17 protein-coding genes are annotated in these 17,350 nt (G+C 70.3%); 4 read left to right on the top strand and 13 right to left on the bottom strand.

Translation table 11 applies throughout. From position 1 onward, the window contains the following. The first annotated feature begins 12 nt into the window (after positions 1–12). Positions 13–1,242 carry a SpoIIE family protein phosphatase gene (locus AB0I18_RS06480; RefSeq protein ID WP_363104233.1) on the top strand — a complete coding sequence of 410 codons (1,230 nt, stop codon included), beginning with the start codon at positions 13–15 and terminating at the stop codon, positions 1,240–1,242. Between the two features lie 38 nt (positions 1,243–1,280). Here AB0I18_RS06480 and AB0I18_RS06475 read toward each other — a convergent pair whose 3' ends face one another. Next, positions 1,281–2,144, bottom strand: coding sequence for a LysR family transcriptional regulator (locus tag AB0I18_RS06475; RefSeq protein WP_363104232.1), 864 nt, complete (start codon positions 2,142–2,144; stop codon positions 1,281–1,283). A 93-nt stretch (positions 2,145–2,237) separates the two neighbouring features. Here AB0I18_RS06475 and AB0I18_RS06470 point away from each other — a divergent pair, with 93 nt between their 5' ends. Together AB0I18_RS06470 and AB0I18_RS06465 are read left to right on the top strand one after the other, a co-directional pair. Further along, positions 2,238–2,975 (top strand): SDR family oxidoreductase, encoded by a 738-nt coding sequence (locus tag AB0I18_RS06470; protein WP_363104231.1) that lies wholly within the window; start codon positions 2,238–2,240, stop codon positions 2,973–2,975. 152 nt (positions 2,976–3,127) lie between these two features. Beyond that, on the top strand, positions 3,128–3,499 hold the full coding sequence (locus AB0I18_RS06465; RefSeq protein ID WP_363104230.1) for a peptidase inhibitor family I36 protein: 372 nt from the start codon (positions 3,128–3,130) through the stop codon (positions 3,497–3,499). 170 nt (positions 3,500–3,669) lie between these two features. Here AB0I18_RS06465 and AB0I18_RS06460 read toward each other — a convergent pair whose 3' ends face one another. The 10 genes from AB0I18_RS06460 to AB0I18_RS06415 form a co-directional block, all read right to left on the bottom strand. Further along, positions 3,670–4,476 (bottom strand): TIM barrel protein, encoded by an 807-nt coding sequence (locus tag AB0I18_RS06460; RefSeq protein WP_363104229.1) that lies wholly within the window; start codon positions 4,474–4,476, stop codon positions 3,670–3,672. Beyond that, positions 4,473–6,434, bottom strand: coding sequence for a DUF2264 domain-containing protein (locus tag AB0I18_RS06455; RefSeq protein WP_363104227.1), 1,962 nt, complete (start codon positions 6,432–6,434; stop codon positions 4,473–4,475). The genes AB0I18_RS06460 and AB0I18_RS06455 overlap by 4 nt, the downstream gene beginning before the upstream one ends. 56 nt (positions 6,435–6,490) lie before the next feature. Continuing rightward, entirely contained in the window at positions 6,491–7,471 is a 981-nt protein-coding gene (locus AB0I18_RS06450) for a hydroxyacid dehydrogenase (protein ID WP_363104296.1), read from the bottom strand. Positions 7,472–7,559: 88 nt separating this feature from the next. Next, complete coding sequence (locus tag AB0I18_RS06445; RefSeq protein ID WP_363104226.1) at positions 7,560–8,474, bottom strand: carbohydrate ABC transporter permease; 915 nt, start codon at positions 8,472–8,474, stop codon at positions 7,560–7,562. Further along, positions 8,471–9,427 carry a sugar ABC transporter permease gene (locus tag AB0I18_RS06440; protein ID WP_363104295.1) on the bottom strand — a complete coding sequence of 319 codons (957 nt, stop codon included), beginning with the start codon at positions 9,425–9,427 and terminating at the stop codon, positions 8,471–8,473. Before AB0I18_RS06440 ends, AB0I18_RS06445 begins: the two co-directional genes overlap by 4 nt. Positions 9,428–9,501: 74 nt before the next feature. Continuing rightward, positions 9,502–10,797, bottom strand: a complete 1,296-nt coding sequence (locus AB0I18_RS06435) for a sugar ABC transporter substrate-binding protein (RefSeq protein ID WP_363104225.1) — start codon at positions 10,795–10,797, stop codon at positions 9,502–9,504. Between the two features lie 189 nt (positions 10,798–10,986). Beyond that, positions 10,987–12,075, bottom strand: coding sequence for a LacI family DNA-binding transcriptional regulator (locus AB0I18_RS06430; RefSeq protein ID WP_363104224.1), 1,089 nt, complete (start codon positions 12,073–12,075; stop codon positions 10,987–10,989). A gap of 472 nt (positions 12,076–12,547) precedes the next feature. Continuing rightward, positions 12,548–13,315 (bottom strand): SDR family NAD(P)-dependent oxidoreductase, encoded by a 768-nt coding sequence (locus AB0I18_RS06425; RefSeq protein ID WP_363104223.1) that lies wholly within the window; start codon positions 13,313–13,315, stop codon positions 12,548–12,550. A gap of 152 nt (positions 13,316–13,467) precedes the next feature. Further along, on the bottom strand, positions 13,468–13,755 hold the full coding sequence (locus tag AB0I18_RS06420; protein WP_363104222.1) for a hypothetical protein: 288 nt from the start codon (positions 13,753–13,755) through the stop codon (positions 13,468–13,470). A gap of 185 nt (positions 13,756–13,940) precedes the next feature. Further along, positions 13,941–14,903, bottom strand: coding sequence for a pyridoxal-phosphate dependent enzyme (locus AB0I18_RS06415; protein WP_363104221.1), 963 nt, complete (start codon positions 14,901–14,903; stop codon positions 13,941–13,943). Between the two features lie 399 nt (positions 14,904–15,302). On the opposite strand from AB0I18_RS06415, the gene AB0I18_RS06410 reads away from it, so the two are divergent. After that, a complete protein-coding gene (locus AB0I18_RS06410) occupies positions 15,303–16,058 on the top strand; it encodes a helix-turn-helix domain-containing protein (RefSeq protein ID WP_363104220.1) in 756 nt (251 codons plus the stop codon). A gap of 138 nt (positions 16,059–16,196) precedes the next feature. Here AB0I18_RS06410 and AB0I18_RS06405 read toward each other — a convergent pair whose 3' ends face one another. Both AB0I18_RS06405 and AB0I18_RS06400 read right to left on the bottom strand, forming a co-directional pair. Next, entirely contained in the window at positions 16,197–16,856 is a 660-nt protein-coding gene (locus tag AB0I18_RS06405; RefSeq protein WP_363104219.1) for an SDR family oxidoreductase, read from the bottom strand. Positions 16,857–16,908: 52 nt separating this feature from the next. Beyond that, on the bottom strand, positions 16,909–17,340 hold the full coding sequence (locus tag AB0I18_RS06400) for a VOC family protein (RefSeq protein WP_363104218.1): 432 nt from the start codon (positions 17,338–17,340) through the stop codon (positions 16,909–16,911). Positions 17,341–17,350 lie beyond the last annotated feature (10 nt).

Below are 17,350 nucleotides of genomic sequence, written 5' to 3'. Positions count from 1 at the left end.
GGCAGGCAGCACATGAGGAAACCGCGGATCGACTACGCGGCGGTCTTCCGGGCCCTGCCCGGCATGGTGGCCCTGCTCACCCCTGACCTGGTGTACGCCGACGCCAACGAGGACTTCCTGCGGCTGGCCGGGCGCACCCGCGAGCAGCTGCTGGGCCGCTACATCTTCGACGTGTTCCCCGAGAACCCGGGCGACGCGGCCGCGGCCGGGATGCGGGAGACCCGGGAGTCGATGCTGCGGGTGGTGGCCGGCGGCGAGCGCGACACCATGGCGGTGCTCCGCTACGACATCGAGGACCCCCAGCGGCCCGGCCACTGGCAGGAGCACTTTTGGAGCCCGGTCAACGCACCCGTCCACGGCCCTGACGGGAAGGTGGAGCTCGTCGTGCACCGGGTGGAGGAGGTCACCGAACTCATCCGGGCCCGCGGCGGCCCGGGCGGCGACAGCCGGGCCCGCGTGCTGGAGGCCGAGCTCTACACCCGCGCCCGCGAACTGCAGGAGGTCAACGAACGCCTCCGCAAGGCGCACGCCCACGAACGCGAGATCGCCCTGGCCCTGCAGGCGGCGATGCTCCCCCCGCCCGGTCCGACCGGGTCGCACGGGGCAGCCGTGCGCTACCGGCCCGCCGTCGGCGCCCTGAACGTGTGCGGCGACTGGTACGACCTGGTCGACCTGCCCGGCGAACGCCTCGCGGTCGCCGTCGGCGACGTCGTCGGCCACGGCCTGGCAGCCGCCTGTGCCATGGGACAGCTGCGCAGCGCGCTGAGCGCGGCCTGCCGCGTCGCCGACGGCCCGGCCCAGGCGCTGGACGCCCTCGGCCTGTACTCCCGATCCGTCGACGGCGCCGAGGCGACCACCGTCGTGACCACCTTCATCGACTGGAACAGCAACACGATCACCTACAGCTGCGCCGGCCATCCACCGCCCGTCCTGCTCCACCCCGACGGCACCGTGACCTTCCTCGACCAGGCCACCGACCCGCCACTGGGCGCCCGCTCCGAACACACGCCCCGGCCCCAGGCCCGCACGCCCTTCACCACAGGCGCCACCCTGGTCCTGTACACCGACGGCCTGATCGAACGCCGCACCGAGGACATCGACGCCGGTCTGGCCCGCCTCGCCGACTCCCTCACCGGCCACCGGAAATCCGACCCCGAGGCCCTGGCCGACGCCCTGATGGCGGACCTCCTTCCCGCTACCGGCAACACCGACGACACGGCCCTGATCGTCCTCCGGCTGTGACCTGCCACGCCCGCGCAGTCATGAAAACCAAGAGCGGGTCACAGCTGTGTGGCCGTGCGGATCAGCCCGGCGAGGGCGAGGGAGCGGCTGTGTGCGGGCCAGGCGATGTGGGTGACGACGGGGGGTGCGTCGGTCAGCGGGACGGCGGTGTGCTCGGCCCATAGCCAGGCGCGGGCCGAGTCGGGGAAGACGGCCACGGTGCGTCCGAGGGCGATCAGCTGGGCCAGCTGCGTCTGGTCGTGGATCTCGGGGCCCGGGCCGGGTGGGTACGTGCCGTGCCGGGCCCAGCGGGCGAGTGGAAGGTCGGGGATGTCGCTGACGTCTGCCAGGGACAGAGTCCTGCGCGCCGCGAGGGGGTGCCCGGCGGGCAGGATGGCGATCTGCCCCTCGGTCAGCAGTTCCTCGCTGTCGAACCCGGCGAGGGAGTTGAACGGCGCGTGCATGAGCGCCACATCGGCGCGGCCGTCGCGCAGCATCGCCTCCTGCTCACACGTGCCGCTCGGCAGCACCTCGATCTCGGCGGCGTCGGGCTCGGCCGCATAGGCGTCGAGGAGCTTCTGCAGCAGTTCGTGGAACGCGGCGGCCTTCACTGCCAGCACCAGGCGGTTGCGGGAGCCGCCCGGACTGTCGGCGCCACCGGCGCGACGGGTGCGGCGAGCGGCGGCGGCGGTCGCGTCGAGGGCGGCGCGGCCCTCGTGCAGCAGTACCTCTCCGGCACCGGTCAGGGAGACGCCGCGGCGGTTACGTTCCAGCAGTAGGACGCCGAGGCGCCGCTCTAGCTGCTGGATCGCCCGGGACAGCGGTGGCTGGGCCATGCCGACGCGCTCGGCGGCGCGGCCGAAGTGCAGTTCCTCGGCCACGGCGATGAAGTACCTCAACTCGCGGGTCTCCAAGGTGTCCACGGCCGCAGCATAGTTCAGTGATACCTACCGGGTATGACAGGGCACCGTATCGGTGTTGGATGCACCGCTCGTCCGCGAGTGAGCATCGACGGCATGAGCGAAACGAAGATCGCGCTGGTGACCGGCGCGAACAAGGGAATCGGGTACGAAATCGCAACCGGTCTTGGCGCCCTCGGGTATCTCGTGGGCGTGGGAGCCCGCGACGAGGCACGGCTCGACACCGCCGTTGAGAAGCTGCGCGCCGCCGGGGTGGACGCGTTCGGGGTGCCACTGGACGTGACCGGCGACCAGAGCGTCACCGATGCCGCGGAACTGGTCGAACGGCAGGCGGGGCGCCTGGACGTGCTGGTGAACAACGCCGGCATCTCAGGAGAGACGGGGCCCGGGTGGGCGCAGGACCCGACCACACTCGACCTCGACGTGGTCCGCACGGTCGTGGAGACCAACGTCATCGGTGTCATCCGGGTGACCAACGCGATGCTGCCGCTGCTGCGGCGCTCGACGTCGCCACGCATCGTCAACGTCTCCAGTGCCGTCGCCTCCCTGACCCGGCAGGCCGACCCGGACATCGAGATCGGCCCCATCATGGCGGCCTACGCGCCGTCGAAGTCGTTCCTCAACGCCGTCACCGTGCAGTACGCCCGGCAGTTCGCCGACACGAACATCCTGATCAACGCCGCCTGCCCGGGCCTGGTCGCGACCGACTTCACCGGCTTTCAAGGGCCCCGCACTCCTGAGCAGGGCGCGGCCACCGCGATCCGGCTCGCCACGCTGCCCGACGGCGGGCCGACCGGCTCGTTCTTCGAGGACGACGGCGTCATCCCTTGGTGATCCCCGAAACGTACAACGGAAAATCCCGGAGAACCGAGCCGCCCTCAGTGAACACAACCTGAGCAACGAATGGCCTGTCACCGCTGGTCAGCGGCCCCTGAAACTGCCTGAGACGGGAAAATACGCCGCATCGAGAAAAGGACACAAACGCTATGCGCAAGAGCCGCACGAGGCGGACGCTCGCCGCCCTCGGCACCACGACCGCCGCCATGGGGATCGCCTTCTCGGGACTGATGACCGGAACAGCCCAGGCCGCTATCGGCGACTGCCCCAGCAACCGCTTCTGCCTGTGGCAGCACTCCGACTACAGCGGCCGCGGGGTCCCCTTCACGGGGCGGGCGAATGCCCCGGCAGGCTTCAACGACGCGGCTTCGTCGGTGTACAACAACACCAACACAACCTGGTGCATCTTCTCCGACGCCAACTACGGAGGATCCCACCGCACGATCGGCCCCGGCGGGCGGTCCCGCGACCTGGCGAACCAGGGCTTCAACGACGTGACCTCATCAGCGCGCCCCTGCTGACGAGCGGGGACTGAACCACCCTCGTTGCCCCCTGCTCCTGGCGTTTACCAGGAGCAGGGGGCAGCGGCCGTAGAAGCGGCGAGACTCCTCGCACCTTCGAATGCTGAACAAGGCGGAGGTGCAGAAGACGCGTTGGGCCTCCGCCTTCGCCGAGTGTGCGCCCGACCTCGTCATCGGTCGGGTGCGGACAGCACGCGGGTCGCCAGGGTCCGAAGAGTGCGGGCCTCGCGGGCGAGGATCTTCTCGTCGTTGTCGGGGACGAACTCCAGGAGGACGTCCAACGATTCGGCGTGCGCACGCAGGTGGTCGAGGACCGCGCCCCACAGTTCGGAACGGGCGGCGAGCGGATGCCGGGTGGTCCCGGGCCACCACGAGAAGGCGTGCACGGCGGCGACCCGGTCGATCATGGTGTCGAGGCCGAGGAGCGCCTCCGCGTCATGAACATCGAGCGGCGGCTGCCAGTACGTACGGACGTTGGGATGCTCCACCTCCGCCAGCAACCGCAGAGTACGGTCGGCGCCGTCGGTGAGGGTGTTGCGGTGGAACTCGTAGGCCAGCCGGACACCGGCGTCGGCCGCGAGCGTCGCCGCGCGGCGGGTGTCCTCGACGACCGCCGCCCGCTCCTCGGGGGACGTCTCGTCGGTCCCCGTCGCCCCCGCCCAGATCCGGATACGGGGCGCCCCGAGCAGCACGGCCGAGCGGAGGACTCCGTCGAACTCCGCGGGGTCGGTGCGCCCGGCGCGGTAGTACGAGCCGTACGACGCCACCGCGAGCCCCGCCTCCTCGGTGGCGGCACGAACCCGGACGGCCGCGGCCTCGTCACCCGCCGGTACGTGGACGTCGGCGCCCCACTCCACGCACTCCAGCTCCGCCTCGACCGCGGCCTCAAGGACCCCGGCCGCGTCGAGGTGGCGCAGGGTGACGGAACACAGCCCCAGCCGCGGCGTCACCCCGGTCACGCCTGTCCTGCCGTTCACGCCGGCTCCTCGGTGACCGACGGGCCATGCGTACCACTCGTACCGTCCGCGCCGAAGTCGATGACGGTACGCGCCCCGTCGGCCCAGCTGACGGTGACGGCGAGGCCGCTCACCTCGGCGGCGGCCTGCCCGGCGAGCGGGGCCGCGCCGGGTTCCCCGGTGAGGGAGGCCAGCGCGACGAACACCGTCTGCGACGCGTCTGCCCCTACGGTTCCGGTGAGTTCGGGAAGCAGGGCCCAGGGTCCGTACGCCGTGCCCTGCGGTGCGCGCACGGTGCGCTGCGTCTGCCAGCCGTACAGACCGAGCAGTTGACTCGTCGTCTCCGGCCCGTGGAGCCGTACTTCCACGGTCTGTTCGGCCTCGGGGGCGGTGCCCGGAGGGAGGGCGACGGCCCAGCCGCTGTGGTGGATCGGCGTCCCCACGGGCACGCCGACCGTACGGTGCACGCGCAGTTCGAGCCTGCCACGGGCCAGCGTCAGGCTCTCGATCCGGGCCGAGGGAAGGACGGGCCCGGCCTCGGGGAAGACCGGCCGGTGCCAGGAGGCGAGCCAGTCGGGTCCGGCGGCGAGCGGGTGGATGCGTGCGCGGGCGCTGCGGGTGCCGCGGGCCGTCAGCGCGATGTGGTTGTCGGGGGTGTTGGCGGCGCTGGTCGGGCCGGTGCGCGTGGAGTACGCGAGCCGGGCGTAGAGGGGGTTGCCGGGGGCGCGCTCCGGCTCCCGGAAGTCGAGTTTGTAGCTGCCGTGGTTGTGCAGGCGTGCCAGGCCGTCCCCGCCCGTGGTCTGGATGAGCAGCCCGGGTGCGGGCAGGGCGAGGACACGGTCACGTCCCTCGGAGGGCGCGTTCTCCTCGGTGGCCGTCCACACCGCGTCCTCGGGCGGGATCAGCAGCGAGAGGAAACCCTTGGAGGCCCAGTACGGGGAGCCGGGCCCGGAGTAGCGCTGGAGGGTCGCCTCGTGCGGGCCGTACCAGCCGAGGCTCAGGACACCGTCCGCGGTCAGCGCACCGCGGTCGAGGAAGTGGCGCAGCGACCCGCTGAGGATGCGGCGCGTGGCGCCGGGGGCGAGTGGTGTCCGGCCGGTGAGGGCGCCGAGGGCCACGGCGGTGACGGCGGCGAAGCGGTATGTCAGGGAGCGTCCGTGGTGGATGGGCGCGCCGTTCGCGTCGAAGAGGAGGGCGAAGCCGTCCAGGAACTCGCGTAGTCGTGGGCCGAGTTGGTCGAGCAGCGCCTGGTCTCCGGCGAGGTGGGCGTGCAGCAGCGGGTAGAAGTGGAGTGCCCAGCCGTTGTAGTGGTCGAAGGACCGGCCGTCGCCGTCGGAGTACCAGCCCTGGCCCTGGTACCAGCCGTTCAGCAGGCCGAGCCCGCGTTCGATCGCGTGCCGTGTTTCGGCGTCGCCGCGCCCGACGGACTCCAGGAATCCCGCCACGGTCAGCGGGAAGAGGTACCAGTTGTTGGGGGCGGGCGTGTGCCGCAGCGCGCCACGCAGCCACTGCTCGACACGGTCCTGGTCGGCGGCGGGGAGGGTGTCCCAGGTCCAGGGCGCGGTCAGCCGCAGAGCGAGGGCCACGGAGGCGGACTCCACCATGGGCTGGCCCTGGATGCCGTGGTGGCCGATCTCCGGCCAGGAATCGGCGTCGTCGCGGCCCGGGGTGCGGGTACCGCGGGCGAGGCCGGCGGTGTAGCGCTCCAGGAAGCCGTGCGGGTCCTTGCCGGACGCTCCGGCGGTGCGGAACGCGGCGAGCAGGAACGTCCGGGCGAACCCTTCCAGACCGTCGGAGCGCACCCCCGACTTCGAGGGCGGGCCGGGCAGGTCGACCAGGGCGTGCCCGGGGGTGGCGTAGCGGAGGGCCGCGGCGAGCAGCCGGTCGGCGGTGGCCTCCCAGTGGGCGCGGGTGTAGCCGGTGTGCGGGCTGAGGGTGCGGTCTTCCTCGGGGGCCGTGGGCAGAGAGTTTTCGGTCATGGGAGGAACCACGTCTCCAGTTCGTTGCGGCGGTGTCCTTCAGGCGACTGCGGTGGTCAGGCGAGGCGGGCCAGGTGTTCGGGCCGTACGGGGTGGGCGAAGGGGCGGCCGAGGGCGTACGACTCGACCTCGGCCAGCGCCAGGTCGGCGAGGCGGCGCAGCTCTCCGCCCTTCGAGCCGGCGATGTGCGGGGTGATGAGGATGCCCGGGCAGTCCCACAGCGGCGAGTCGGCGGGCAGCACCTCCGGCTCGGTGACGTCGAGGATCGCGTGGAGCCGCCCGGCCACCGCCTCGTCGGTGAGGGCGTCCTGGTCGACGACGGCTCCGCGCGCGGTGTTGATGAGCGTGCCGCCCGTGCGCAGCCGCGCCAGCAGCTCGCGGCTGACCAGACCGCGGGTCTCGGGCAGCAGCGGCGTGTGCACGCTGACGGTGTCGCTCACCGCGAACAGCTCCGGAAGGGAGACCGGCTGTGCCCCGAGTTCGCGTGCCTCGGCGTCCGTGACGTAGGGGTCGTGGAGCAGCACGGTCAGGTCGTGCGGGCGGAGCAGGTCGATGACGCGGCGTCCGATGACCGAGGCGCTCAGGATGCCCACGGTTCTGCGGTAGTTGCCCGCGTCGGGATGGTGTGCGTTCCAGTCGATGCGGCGGCGCTCGGTGCGGTAGACCCGGGCGGTGTCGAGGACGCGTTTGTTGGCGAGCAGGATCATGGCGAGGGTGTACTCGGCGACCGGCACGGCGTTGGCCGCGGCGGCGGAGGACACCGCCAGGCCGCGCTCCCAGCACGCGGCGGTGATGTGGTGGCGTACGGTCCCGGCGGTGTGCACAACGGCGCGCAGCCGGGGCGCCGCGTCCAGTACCGCCGCGTCGATGGGCGGGCAGCCCCAGCCGGTGACGAGCAACTCGGCGTCGGCGAGGGCGTGATGGGCGGCGGGGGTGGTGAGATCGTCCAGGACGAGCTGCGGGTCGATGTCGGTGAGGGCGGCCAGCCGGGCCCGTACGTCCGTGTCGAGGACCTGTCGCGCGGTCCTGTGTGCCATGGCGAGCACGGCGCGCGGGCGTGGACGGGGCCGGTGGTCGGGGTGGGTCACGTGACGCTCCTACGGGTCAACTGGCGCTCCTTGCCCATCACTTGACGCTTCCGGCGGTCAGACCGGACTTCCAGTAGCGCTGCAGCGTGACGAACGCGACGATCAGCGGGACGACGGCGAGCAGCGAGCCGATGACGACGAGCGGGTAGTACTCGGGCGAGACGGTGGCGGAGCTGTTCCAGGTGTAGAGCCCGAGGCTCAGCGGATACAGGTGCTGGTCGGAGAGCATGACCATGGGCAGGAAGAAGTTGTTCCAGATGGCGGTGAGCTGGAAGAGGAAGACGGTGACGAAGCCGGGGCCCAGCATGCGCAGGCTGACGCGTACGTACGTCTGCAGTTCGCCCGCTCCGTCCACCCGGGACGCCTCCAGCACCTCGTTGGGTACGTAGCCGCTGCTGAGCAGACGGGCGAGGTAGACGCCGAAGGGGTTGAACAGGACGGGGATGAAGACCGCCCAGAAGGTGTTGACCAGGCCGATCTCGGAGGCCACGAGGTAGAGCGGGAGAGCCAGCACGGTCTGCGGGACCATGACGCCGGTGAGGACGAGGCCGAACAGCTTCTCCTTGTGCCGGAACTCGTACTTGTCGAAGGCGTACCCGGCGGACACGCTGATGAGGGAACCGACCAGTGCGCCGACGACCGCGTACAGCAGGCTGTTGAGGTACCACTCGCCGTAGAGGCCGCCGTCCATGGCGAAGAGGTCGGAGAGGTTGCGGGAGAGGGAGAAGTCGCCGAGGGAGAAGATGTCGCTGCCGAAGAGGGCGTCGGCGTTCTTGGTGGACGCGAACAGCAGCCACAGGGCGGGCAGCATGGTGTAGAGGGCGGCGATCAGCACGACGGCGTTGGCGAAGCCGCGGCTGGTCAGCGCGGACTTGCCGAAGGGGCGGTCGAGCGGCTTGGTCGGCGGCCGGCCGGATGTGGCCGCGGGGGGCGTGGGAGTCGTCGTGGTCATGTCGCGCTCCGTTCGCGGCGGCCGGCCCAGCGCGTCACCGCGAACGACAGGGCGCAGGTGACGACGAGGAGGATGACGGAGGCCGCGGAGGCGAGTCCGTAGTTGTTGCGGCGGAAGGCCGCGTCGTAGATGTACATGTTCGGTGTGAAGCGGGAGTTGACCATCGGCGTCGCCTGGTTCATCAGCATGGGCTCGGTGAACAGCTGCAGCGCCCCGATGAGGGAGAACATGCACACCATGAGGACGGATCCCCGGATGATGGGGACCTTGACCTGGAGCGCGGTGCGCACGCCTCCCGCCCCGTCGATCCGGGCCGCTTCCAGCACCTCGCGCGGCAGCGCCTGGAGTGCGGCGTAGAAGATCACCATGTTGTAGCCGAGGCCGCTCCACAGGGCGATGTTGACGATCGACGGGAGCACGGTGTGCAGGCCCAGGAAGTCGATGGTGATGTCGGCCTGGGCGAAGAGTTTGATGACCGGGCTGAGCCCTGGTGTGTAGAGGTACAGCCAGATGACCGCCGCGATGATGCCGGGTACGGCGTGCGGCAGGTAGAGCAGCATCTGCGCGGTGCGCCGCAGCCGGATCAGTCCGGAGTCGAGCAGCAGGGCGAGGCCCAGGGCGCCGGCGGCCACGAGCGGGACGAAGATCACGCAGTACAGGGCGATGGAGCCGAAGCCGGATAGGAAGCTCGGGTCCTCCAGCACGGCGAGGTAACTGCGCAGTCCGGTGAAGATGGTGCGGCCGCCGCCGAAGCCGAGGCCGTCGTGGTCCTCTGAGAAGAAGCTGAGGTAGACGGCGTAGCCGACGGGGACGAGGAACACAGCGACGAGCAGCGCCGTGAACGGGGCGAGGAGCGTGACGTAGGCGATCCTCTGCTGTCGGCGGCCGGTTCTACGGGCCCGGGCGGGGTCCGCGGGTGGCGGTGTGCTCCCCGTCCGTTTTCTGGAAGTCATCACTGTGCTCACGGATGCACCTCGGATCCAACCTGATGTGCGGCTCAAAAGGGGTGGTGTGACGCGGCGGCCGGTCAGCGGGTGGTAACGGACAGGCCGAGACTCTTCAGGTCGGGCAGGGTTTTGCTCTGCGCTTCACGGAGCGCCTCCAGGATGGTGCCGCTGCCGGCGCCGGCCCGCGCGAGCCCGTCGTCGCCGGAGCTGATCGTCGATACCATGCGCGGCCCCCACTTCCATCGGGTGGAGATCAGCTCCGCCTGCTTCTGGAAGAGACCGAAGATGTCCTGGCCCGAGTAGTAGCCGGTGTCCATCTCCTTGCGGGCGACCGGAACCAGGTCGGGCACGGTCGGGTACGCGCTGCTGACACCGCTGGAGAGCTTGGCGCGCAGCGCGTCCGGGCTGGTGACCATCCAGGTGATGAAGTCCAGGGCTTCCTTGGGGTGTTCGCTGTTTTTGGTGACCATGAAGGTCGAGCCGCCCTGGGTGCCCAGCGACGGCTTGCTCGGGTCCCACTGCGGGGAGGGCGCGATGGCCCAATTGCCCTTGCCGCCCGGCGTGGACGCCATCATCGAGCCCGCGGCCCAGGCGCCCGCCAGCCAGCCGGCCGTCTCCCCGCTCTGCAGATGCGCCCGCCACTGCTGGCTGGACGAGGGCTCGACACGCACCAGGTCGTCGTCCACCAGGCGCTGCCAGTACGCGGCGACCTTGCGGGTGGGGGCGTCGTCCATGGAGACGTTCCAGGACGTGGCGGAGGTGTCGTACCACTGCGCGCCCGCCTGCCAGGCGAGGCCGGCCATGGCGAGCGTCCCGCCGGTGGTGAAGAGACTGGCGATACGGGAGCTGGGCCGGGCCTTTTTCAGCTTGCGGGCCGAACTCTCGAACTCCGCCCAGGTCTTGGGGACGGGGATGCCGTACTTGGTGAACAGGTCCTTGCGGTAGAGGAAGACCATCGGCTCGATGTCGACCGGCAGGGCGTAGGTGCGCCCCTCGAACGTGGTCAGGTCCAGCGCCTGCGGCAGGATCTTGCGGCGCACCGAGTCGGGCAACAACCTGGTGATGTCGCGGGGCACACCGTCGATGGCGTAACTGGGCAACTGGGGGTACTCGATGGTGGCGACATCAGGGGCGTTGCCCGCCCGCGCGGCATTGCTGAGCTTGGCCCAGCCGCCCTGATCGCCCGAGGGAACCTGCTCGAAGTCGACCTTGATCCTGGTGTGGGTGCGGTTGTACTCGTCCACGACCTCCTGGCTGCCGCGCAGCGCCGACCAGAAGGTGACGTGCACCGGCCCGTCTCCGGCGCCGTCCCCCTTTCCGCCACCGGAGCAGCCCGCCGCCAGCAGCATGGCGAAGATCGTGAGCAGCGCTGTCACGGCCGCACGTGCGCTTCTGGCTGCTGGGCGTCGACCAGGCATGGGCCCTCCCGCATCGTTGCTGGGTTATGGGCATCCTGAGCGGCAGACGAAAAAGGCGTCAATACATCGAACAGAAGAAACTAAAACGGTCAAACGAACAGACGTCAAATATATAGACGCCTGAATGTCAGGCGGCCCTGGACGGGATCAGACCGCCGGCGGAGCCGTGGACTCCCTCACCACCAGGGCCGGCAGCAGTTCCAGATGGCGGGTGGCACCGGGCCGAAGCCCGCCGCGGGCCATGTCGAGCCGGCGCAGCAACAACTCGACCCCGGTCCGGCCGAGTTCCGCCTTGGGCGGGGCGACCGCGGTCAGCGGGACCGGTCCCATGTCGGCGACCACGTCGTTGTACGCGACCACCGAACAGCGTCCCGGCACGTCGATTCCGGCTGTCTGCAGCCGTTGCACCAGCATCAGCGCGTCCATGTCGCTGTGGATCAGCACCGCCGTCGCGTCGCTCTCCCCGACCACCTCGGCCAGGTCGACCGCCCGCGGGTCGGCGACGCGCGGGTCGGGACCCGCGGTGCTCGAGCTGAGAATCGTGGAGCACCCCTCGGCGAGCCCCCGGGCGGCGGTCTGCTCGGCGAACTCCGCGCGGATGACCCGTGCGGTGGGGCTGTCGTCACGCGCGGCCAGCACGATCCGCCGGTGTCCGAGGCCGACCAGGTGCCCGAGCGCCAGGTGCACGCCGTACGCATGGTCCGAGCGCACGCTGTCCAGCGAGTAGATCCCGCCGGCCCGTGCGGGGCGCCGCTCCACCAGCACCGTGGGGACGTCCAGGGCGGTCAGCCACGAGTGGTCCTCTTCCGCCTCCGCCCGTGTGCGCCAGTGCGGCGACAGCAGCAGCCCGCGTGCACCGGCGGCCAGTGCCTGACGCACCGCTTCGCGCTCCGACCCGGCGTCACCGGCGGCGATGTGCAGCGCCAGCCGCAGACCGGCCTTCGCCGCGGCCTCCCGCGCACCCTGCACGGCCTCGGTGAGGTACGTGTTGCTCTCCGGAACGACCATGGCGACGGCGTCGCCCCCGGTCTCGGCCTCCGCGGGCACCGGTCGCAGCGAACGCGCCACCCCGTGCCCGCGGCGCACCTCGCCACGCCGGGCCATCTCCTCGACGTCCCGGCGCACGGTCACGACGGAGACGCCGAGTTCGTCGGCAAGGTCGGTGATACGCGCGATGCCCCGGCCCCGCACAACCTCCGCGATCCGGCTCTGCCGCTTCTCCGCCGACTCCCGCATGTCCCCACCGCTCTCACCCACGTCGGCCGCGCCGCCTGGGGGCGCGACCGCACGACGGCTCGCACGATCGAGTTTCGCGCGATGAACCCATCATAGCGATCAATCGATCAAATTGGTGGCGAGTTCGCGGCATGTGACCGTCTATGCGTGTGCGGGAAGCGGGCTTCGTCGACTTCGATGCGGATGCGGATGCGGCGTTCGGGATCACCCGGCGCGAGCGGGAGCAACCACCAAGAGCAGCGGCCTCGTTGACGACGACTTCAACTACTTCCGCGGTGGGCTCAACCAGCAGGACCACGACGTTTCCGAACAGGTCATCGCCGATACTCAGGTTCGCAGGACAACCGAAGGTAGCGCGGGGCAGTTGCCTGTCCGGCCCTTGAGGCCGCTGACACGCGATCGAGTACTACTTGATGGGGGCACTGCGGCCGTCCCCGGGGCGGGCCCCGTGCCGCGGCCGCACCGCGCTGCGTCAGCTGCCCCAACCCGCGTGCTGAAACGCGGTGTTGACGGCCAGCAGTCCGCCGTCCACGCACAGAGTCGTACCGGTGATCCAGGACGCGTCGCGCGAGGCGAGGAAGGCGATGGCAGCGGCGATGTCGTCCGGCTCACCGACGCGGCCGAGCGGGTACAGGCCGCTCACACGCTCCAGGTCGGCTTCCCGACCCTCCCATGCCGCGGTCCGGACGGTGCCCGGGACGACCAGGTTGACGCGGACCCCGCGTGCGGCCGCGTCCCCGGCGAGGGTGCGGGTGAGCGAGCCGAGCCCCGCCTTGGCGGCGCTGTAGGCGTGGTTGCCGAAGTCCATCAGGCCGTTGACGGAGCCGACGTTCACGATGGCGCCGCGGCCCGAGGCAGCCAGCTGCGGGAGCGCGGCACGACAGCAGCGAAAGGCGCCGGTGAGGGTGATGTCAAGGTCACGGGCCCACACCTCGTCCGGCTCCTCCTCGAAGAGTGGGGCATCGGGGGCGCACGCGTAGGCGTTGTTGACCAGCACGTCCAGCGAGCCGAACGCGTCCACGGCGTACGCGACGGCAGCCTCGACGGATTCCCGCGAGCCGACGTCACACACGAACGGTTCGGCCGACCCGATAGCGGCGGCCGTCTTCTCCGCCTCGGCCGGATCGATGTCGGTGACCAGGACGCGGGCGCCCTCCATCGCGAACCTGCGGGCAGTGGCGGCGCCGATACCGCGTGCCGCCCCGGTGATCAATACAGCATGCCCCTCAAAGCGTCCCATCCCTGGTCCATGCCCAGGCCGTCGCCGTTTTTACCGCTGGAGCCGCCCGGTACCACGGTGGCCCCAGGGGTAGGAGAACGCTCACCCAGTGCTCCCGCGCAAGTCGAGAACTCGGCCCCGCTCTGCCGGAGCTGCGTCTGGCCGTGACCGTTTCACTGGAGGGAGGCGCTGCGAGCCGACTCCTGCCGTTGCTGATGCTGCTCGTTCCAGAGGTCGGCGAGCTCGCCGAGTGCGCTGTTGATACGGCCGAGTTCCCAGAGCAGGTAGGCGCCGGCTCCGGCGAAGGGGATCCACTCACCCCAATCGAAGATGAGAACCGGCATATACAGCAGGCCGACCAGGACAAAGAATTTCACCAAGATCTCGGCCGTGTACGTCTGCTTGCGTTCAACGCTGACACGCTCTCCGCGGCCGTGGGTCCACTGCAGGCGCGATCTCATGGCTTACCCCCTCAGGCTCCGGATGGACATCATGCCGTCCGCCGCTTTGTGAGTGCTAGGGCCTGTCTGGAGTTGTGATCACCTGTCGGGGAAAGGGGCTGGAGGGAATGACGATCGGGCTTGTGGCTTGCAGTGGTCCGTGACACCGCCCGAGGCGGTGAGACCCGTGAACGTATCCCGAAAGGTCACGTGCGGACCCAGCGGTGGTAGGCGTCCGGGTCGACGTTGCTGCCGCAGATGATGGTGGCCACATGGCGGCCGGCGAAGCGGTCACGGTCTTCCAGGACGGCCGCGACGCCGAGGGCCGCCGAGGGCTCGACGACCAGGCCCGCGCGCTCCAGGAGCATGCGCATGCCCGTGACGATGGACGCCTCGTGAACCAGGACGGCGTCGTCGGCCACCGTGAGGAGGTCGTCCAGGACCGCGGGGATGGGGTACCGGCCGGCGACGCCGTCGGCGATGGTGTCCATCGAGTCGGTGGTGACGACCCGGCGAGCGTGCCAGGAGCGGGTCATCGCGGGTGCGCCGAGGGGCTGCACGCAGATCACCTCGACGTCCGGCGAAAGGCTCTTCAGCACGTATCCCACACCGGTGGCCATCGCGCCGCCGCCCAGGGCGATCAGGACAACGTCGAAGGAGGACGCCACGCTCGCCAGTTCCAGGCCGATGGTCGCCGCGCCCTCGCAGGTCTCGATGTCGAGGCTGTCCTCGACCAGCCGGACGCCGCGCCGCTGTGCGATATGCGCGGCCCGTTCGCGGGCCATCTCGAAGTCGCCGTCGACCAGTTCCAGCTCCGCACCCAGCGTGTGGATCCGGTCGAGCTTGGCAGCGGGCGCCCTGCGTGATGCCACGACCGTCACGTCGAGGCCGCGGCGACGACCGGACCAAGCCAGTGCCTGGCCGAGGTTGCCGGCACTGGCGCACACCGCGGCGGTGCGGCCCTGGCCGGCCAGCAGACTGGCGACATGTTCGGTGCCGCGGGCCTTGAAGCTGCGCACCGGATTCGCCGTTTCCAGTTTGACGCTCACCGTGCAGCCGAGCTCGCGTCCCAACGCGTCGCACTGGTACAGCGGACTATCCAGAAAAATCGGGTCGATATCACGGCGGGCCTCGCGGATCCGGGCAAGATCAAGGCGCGTCATGTCCATGACCCGCAACGTACCGCACGGCCCCGTCGCCCACTGCCCACGTCGTAGGCCTTCACCGCCAACGTCACGAGGTGTTCCGCGCCGCGCCGGGCCCCTCTCCCCCGGGGCCTCAGCCTGCATCACGCGGACGGCTTCGAGTCGCCCCTTGGGGAGGTCGCCCCGCCCGGCAACTCCGCGATCCGCTGACGGCTCACTGTTTCTGATATCAGAAACGCTACGTTGCATTCCAACGGTCGACAACACATCCGTTGCGGAAACCTCCTATCCATGCAGGTAGCTATCGATAGTGGTTTGCAACCTAACGCAACGACCGCTGCGCCGATCATTGCAATGAATGAAACGTGAACGCTACAGTTGGGGGAGCAGAGACCGCTACGAAGGATCACCGAGGAGACCGCGATGCCGGGAGGCAGGCTCACCCAGCAGGAACGCCAGCAGATCGCGCTGGGGCTGGCCGACAGCCTCCCCTACGCCGAGATCGCCCGCCGCCTCGACCGTCCGACCTCGACGATCACGCGCGAGGTGATGCGCAACGGCGGCCCCACCGCCTACCGCGCCGACCTGGCCCAGCGCGCCACCGAACGCCGCACCCACCGACGCAGGCCCGCCTCCCCCCGAGGCCCGGAGTCACTCCCCCAGCCGCACGGACGCGACGCCGAGGCCGTGGCCGAATACGAGGAGACGCTCACCACCGCCCTCATGTCCTCGGGCCTGACCAAGATGACGGCCCGGGTGCTGACCTGCCTGTTCACCACCGATGCGGGCAGCCTCACCGCATCCCAACTCGCCGAGCGCCTCCAGGTCAGTCCGGCGTCCATCTCCAAGGCGATCGCCTTCCTGGAGAGCCAGAGCCTCGTCCGCCGAGAACGCGACGAACGCCGCCGCGACCGCTATGTCGTCGACGACGAACTCTTCTACCAGGCGACCATTGCGGGCGCCCGATCCAACGACCAACTCGTCGAAACCGCACGCCAAGGCATCGCCGTCCTCGGCCCCCACACCCCCGCCGCCACCCGCCTGGAGAACATCGCCCGTTTCCTCGACTTCATCAGTGAAAGCATCACCCGTGCCGCCGAACAAGCCCGCGAAGTCCTCCACACCAAACCCGAAACACCCCCGGAGCACATCACCTCGCCACACCCGGACCGCACATAGACAGCCCTCCCGATCAGTGCGCGGCACGCCGCGGCGCCGACACTGATTCCGAACAGCCGCACCAGACCGAGGGCAACCGCCGAAAGACGGGTCCCATCCAGGATGCGGTCCTCGCGTACCGGAGACGGGTAGCCGGGTTCAGCGGGTCGTTGTCGCGAGGGCGGCGACGGCGTCGGCTGCGGGGGTGTCGCCGGAGGTGAGTTCGACGATCAAGCGGCGCAGGCGCGGCTCGTGGAGGGCGGCGTCGATGAAGGCGGCGACGTCGTCGCGGTGCACATCGCCGTACTCGACCGCGGGACCGGCCGTTACGCGGCCGGTGCCGGGGGTGTCGAGGAGCGTGCCGGGGCGGACGATCAGCCAGTCCAGGGCGGTGCGGGCCAGGTACACGTCGGCGGTCTTCTTGACCTTGATGTAGTGCTCGAAGCCCTCGTCGCGCTTGCCGTCGCGCAGTGCGTCGGGGAACACCGAGACGAGGACGAACCGCGGCACCCCGGCGTGTGCGGCCGCGTCGGTGGCCTTCTCCAGGCCCTTGCCGTCGATGAGTGTCGTCTTGTCCATGCCGGTGCCGTGGGCTCCGGCGGAGAACACGACCGCGTCGTGCCCGGTGAACTTCGCCGCGAGCTCCTCCACGGAATCGTTGATCAGGTCACCGATCACGGGGGTGGCACCCGATGCGCGGACGGTGGCGGCCTGCGCGGAGTCGCGGTGCATGCCGGTCACCTGGTCGCCGCGGGCGGTGAGCAGCTCGGCGAGCCGGCGCCCGACGCCTCCGGCGGCGCCGATCTGGAACACGTTCACGGTCTTCTCGTCTCTCTTCGAACGCGGGGATGAGGATGGCGGGGTGCCGGGATCAGGCGGCGAAGACCTGGGAGTCGTCGGCGAACGCCTTGAACTCCAGTGCGTTGCCGGCCGGGTCGAGGAGGAACATCGTCCACTGCTCGCCCTTCTGTCCCTCGAAGCGGACGTAGGGCGCGATGACGAAGTCCGTGCCCGCCGTGCGCAGCCGCTCGGCGAGTTCCTGGAAGGCGGGGATCGTGAGGATCAGGCCGAAGTGCGGTACCGGGACGTCGTGGCCGTCGACCGGGTTGTGTATGCGCTGAGCGCGTTCCGGTGCGAGGTGGGTGACCACCTGGTGGCCGTGCAGGTTCCAGTCCACCCAGGTGTCCGCGCTGCGGCCCTGTTCAAGGCCCAGCGTGTCGCCGTAGAAGCGGCGCGCGGCGGCCAGGTCATCGACCGGCATGGCCAGGTGGAACCGCGGGATCGGAGAGTCGAGAACGGTCACGGCGCTGCCT

This window comes from Streptomyces sp. NPDC050704, assembly GCF_040654355.1.
Taxonomy (GTDB): domain Bacteria; phylum Actinomycetota; class Actinomycetes; order Streptomycetales; family Streptomycetaceae; genus Streptomyces.
Note: the sequence above shows the minus strand (reverse complement) of the source record. Positions and strands in the feature narration are given on the sequence as shown.

Excerpts from the sequence above, each read along its gene's own strand:
- AB0I18_RS06480 (WP_363104233.1), top strand. The coding sequence starts at position 13 with ATGAGGAAACCGCGGATCGACTACGCGGCGGTCTTCCGGGCCCTGCCC.
- AB0I18_RS06470 (WP_363104231.1), top strand. The coding sequence starts at position 2,238 with ATGAGCGAAACGAAGATCGCGCTGGTGACCGGCGCGAACAAGGGAATC.
- AB0I18_RS06465 (WP_363104230.1), top strand. The coding sequence starts at position 3,128 with ATGCGCAAGAGCCGCACGAGGCGGACGCTCGCCGCCCTCGGCACCACG.
- AB0I18_RS06455 (WP_363104227.1), bottom strand. The coding sequence starts at position 6,434 with ATGACCGAAAACTCTCTGCCCACGGCCCCCGAGGAAGACCGCACCCTC.
- AB0I18_RS06450 (WP_363104296.1), bottom strand. The coding sequence starts at position 7,471 with ATGGCACACAGGACCGCGCGACAGGTCCTCGACACGGACGTACGGGCC.
- AB0I18_RS06445 (WP_363104226.1), bottom strand. The coding sequence starts at position 8,474 with ATGACCACGACGACTCCCACGCCCCCCGCGGCCACATCCGGCCGGCCG.
- AB0I18_RS06440 (WP_363104295.1), bottom strand. The coding sequence starts at position 9,427 with ATGACTTCCAGAAAACGGACGGGGAGCACACCGCCACCCGCGGACCCC.
- AB0I18_RS06430 (WP_363104224.1), bottom strand. The coding sequence starts at position 12,075 with ATGCGGGAGTCGGCGGAGAAGCGGCAGAGCCGGATCGCGGAGGTTGTG.
- AB0I18_RS06425 (WP_363104223.1), bottom strand. The coding sequence starts at position 13,315 with ATGGGACGCTTTGAGGGGCATGCTGTATTGATCACCGGGGCGGCACGC.
- AB0I18_RS06420 (WP_363104222.1), bottom strand. The coding sequence starts at position 13,755 with ATGAGATCGCGCCTGCAGTGGACCCACGGCCGCGGAGAGCGTGTCAGC.
- AB0I18_RS06415 (WP_363104221.1), bottom strand. The coding sequence starts at position 14,903 with ATGGACATGACGCGCCTTGATCTTGCCCGGATCCGCGAGGCCCGCCGT.
- AB0I18_RS06410 (WP_363104220.1), top strand. The coding sequence starts at position 15,303 with ATGCCGGGAGGCAGGCTCACCCAGCAGGAACGCCAGCAGATCGCGCTG.